Origin of the sequence: Mycobacterium sp. (assembly GCF_050701515.1) — a bacterium.
Taxonomy (GTDB): Bacteria; Actinomycetota; Actinomycetes; order Mycobacteriales; family Mycobacteriaceae; genus Mycobacterium.
The window spans coordinates 1-3,306 of the sequence record NZ_JBOGDB010000208.1; the positions used below are offsets into that span (position 1 = coordinate 1).

At 68.0% G+C, this 3,306-nt stretch carries 2 protein-coding genes and 1 pseudogene; 2 read left to right on the forward strand and 1 reads right to left on the reverse strand.

What is annotated here, in order from left to right; all coding sequences use genetic code 11:
- Positions 1-1,695, forward strand: a 1,695-nt coding sequence (locus tag ACRDU5_RS16815) for a DUF7159 family protein (protein WP_526615788.1), incomplete at its 5' end; no start/stop codon positions are given.
- A gap of 7 nt (positions 1,696-1,702) precedes the next feature.
- Here the strand turns inward: ACRDU5_RS16815 and ACRDU5_RS16820 are convergent.
- Positions 1,703-2,386 carry a response regulator gene (locus ACRDU5_RS16820; RefSeq protein WP_526615790.1) on the reverse strand — a complete coding sequence of 228 codons (684 nt, stop codon included), beginning with the start codon at positions 2,384-2,386 and terminating at the stop codon, positions 1,703-1,705.
- Positions 2,387-2,569: 183 nt separating this feature from the next.
- On the opposite strand from ACRDU5_RS16820, the pseudogene ACRDU5_RS16825 reads away from it, so the two are divergent.
- Positions 2,570-3,306, forward strand: a pseudogene (locus ACRDU5_RS16825) (ATP-binding protein); the annotation flags it as partial.

Genomic DNA, 3,306 nt, shown 5'->3' on the forward strand with positions numbered 1-3,306 from the left:
GTGGCGGGTCCCGCTGCTCGTCTCGCGCTGGTCGGCGCGGGCGACGAGGGCGGGCACAGCGTCATCGATCAATCGGTCGTCGACCTGGCCGGCGGCGACGCCACGGAGAACCTGACCGAAACGATCGCCGGGACGAATCACCTGCTGGCCGAGGGTGGCCACCGGCTGCTGGCCACTCAGGTGTGCTGGTCCGACGAGGCCCTCGCCGAGGAACTGCGCCAGCTGCTGGCCGGTGCCGGCGTCAACGGCGTTGCGACCGTCACGCCGGCGGAGGCGGCGACGGCGTTGGTGCGCAATATGCCCCAGCACGGGCAGCACGACTCGGCGCTCCTGTTGGTCGAAGACGACGCCGCGACGCTGTCGATCGTCGGTGCCGACGATGTCACGACGTCGGTCGTGGCGGCAGAACCCCTCGCGGGTTCCGACGCCGTCACGGCGTGCCGCACTTTGCTCTACCGGCTTCGTGACGAGCCCGGTTCGGCCGACGACATCTACCTGGTGGGTGGCTCCGACGACATCACCGGGGTCGCCGATCAGTTGCGATCCGGATCGCCGGTTCCGCTGGAGGTGCCCGCGGATCCGGGCTTTGCGTTCGCGCGTGGAGCGGCTTTTGCCGCGCCGGCGTTCGGTGTCGGAGATGCTGCGATGACGGCACCGAGTCCGCAGCTGGGTTCGCAGTTGGCGTACTCGATGGCCGACGATTCAGGACCCCTCCCGGTCGAGCTCACCGGCAACTACAGCGAAGCGGTGCCGATGCAATCGGCGATGGCGCCGCTGAGCGCAACCGCCGACGAGTACGAGGAAGTCGAAGAGGACATGGCGCCCGCGGCGCGGCCGCGGTTGTTGTTGGTGGGCAGCACCATCGCCGGCGTGGTGGTATGCGGATTCGCCGCACTGGCGGTCACGGTGGCCATCGGCATCCGCCCGACGGTGGCTCAGCAGCCGGTGCCACACGAGGTCGACACCCCGGTGCAGAACAAGTACCTGCCCTACGTACCGACGGAAGAGGTGAAGCCCGGGCCGACGGGTCCGGTGCCGGTGAATGCGCCCGTCGAAAATCCGAGCAGTGGAATCTCGGAAGGCGGCCCGGGTGGGTCGACCACCCACATCATTCAGGAAGTCCTTCCGGGCGATCCGCCGCCAATCGGCAACCCGCCGGGCCTACCGCCGCCGCCAATCGGCAACCCACCGCCGTTGCCGCCGCCCGGATTCCAGATGCCGCAGATCCCGATGCCCGACATCCAGATCCCGGTGATCCTCCCGCCGTCCAACCCTGGGTCATCCGAGGGAAACCCCGGGCTGACTGGGACCGGCCAGGGTCAGGGGATCCGCTCGGGTGAGGGGACCGGCTCGGAGGAGGGGACCGGCCCGGGTGAGGGGACCGGCCCGGGTCAGGGAACCGGCACGATCGAGGACTCGCAGGATGTGGGGAACCCGCCGCCACCGCCACCGGTCAAGCAGGATGACCCGCCGCCGCCCGTCGCAGTCCAGCCACCCCCACCGGTGGCCCCGCCGGCCGCGGAGTACGACCCGCCGCCGGCAGCCCCGGCAGCGCCACCAGCCCCCGTCATTCCGCAGTTGCCGAAGTTGCCGGCGCTCGGCGGCGGCGGGAGCCCGTCCGACACCGGGTCGTCGGACACCGGCAGCCCTCCCTCGAGCTCCGCGCCGCTGATCCCCTTCTTGCCCGCGCCGTAACCGACGGTCAGAGGTCGTTGAGGCTGAGAATGCCGTCCTCGACCGCCCGGGCGAGCAGTGCCGACTTGGTCGGCGCCGGCCGTCCCACCGCGGCGTACTTTGCCCGGGCGCGTTGCAGGTGAGTCCGCACGGTGGTGGGTGCGATATAGAGGCGCTTGCCGACCAGTTCCTTGCTTTCGGTCTGGAACCAGGCGACGAGCACCTCCTTCTCCCGCTCCGAGAGCTTCGTGCGGCCCAGCGTGCGGTCGTTCAGCAGCGCCTTGGCCATCCGCGGACCGAGGTAGGGCGTGCTGGAGTGCGCGGCATGGATGGCCTCGATCAGGTGCCGCTTGCCCTCCGACTTCACCAGGTAGGTGATGGCACCCAACTCCAGGCAGGACAAAATGACCTCATCCGCCGTCAAGTGCGAGTACACGATGACGCATTGTCCCGACGCGCCCAATTGGGACAGCGCGGCGAAATCGGGTCGATTGCCCTCGATCTGCAGATCGAGCAATACCACGTCGACTTCATCATTGGGAAGGTCGGGATAGCGGGCGAAGAATTCCTCAGGCTCCAAGAAATTGCCCACCAGCTGGATCGGCGGATCGGCGTCAGCACAAAATGCCTCGACACCGGCATGGACGACGTCATGATCGTCGATGACCGCGACCCTGATGGCCGGTCGCGCGTCGTCATTCTCGGGTGACAAGCTCGCGTTTCTCCCTCCGAACTGCACGAACACGTTCGCGAACCGGTTTCTCGCTAACTGTTGTATTCAATCGCAACGATCGCCGATCCGCGAGCCCCACCCGGTCGCCCAAATGGAGCAGCAAATGTCTGATCGGGTCCGTAACGACTGCGGGGAATGCCCATAAGTCGTAATTTCGTGCATATGCCGAGCCATTCGTCGGTAGCGGACAGCGCGTCACAGCGCCAGGTAATGCGCCGTGCGACGACGGTCGGCTTGTTGATGCGCAATACCGTCAACTTGGTGGTCGCGGCGGTCGCGCTGGCCGACCCCGCATCGGCTGCCCAGCCGCTGGGCGAGTGGCTGCTCGGCACGCTCGGAGTGTGGTCGCTGTACCGCATCGCGACGCGGTCACATCGCGTCGTGTTCGTCGTCGTCGACTACGCCCTCGTGCTCGCGGTCTGCGCCGCGATATCGGTGTTGGTGGCCGACCCGGTGTTCTACACGTACAACACGGCGCCCCAGGCTATCGCGGGAACGGCCGTCATCAGCTTCGCCGTCGTGCTGCCGGCACGGGTGAGCCTGCCGATGGCCGTCGTCGTGGCCGTCACGTATGCGGGCGGTGCAGCGGCGGTAACGGGTTGGGATCGTGTCGCCGACATCGGGGCGGTCTATTACTTCGCCCTGCAGTGGGCAACCGCGGCGCTGATTCGGATCATGCTGCTGCGGGTTGCCGCCGCGGTGGACCGGGTTGGCAGCGAACGCGAAGCCGCGACGCTCAATCAACGGGTCAGCGACGCCGTCCGCGACTACGAGCGCGAACAGCTGGCCCTGCTGCACGACACCGCGGCGTCGACGTTGTTGATGGTCGGTCAGGGCGCGCCCGTTCCGCCGCGACGGCTTGCCGCACAGGCCCAGCGTGATCTGGAACTGCTGCACGA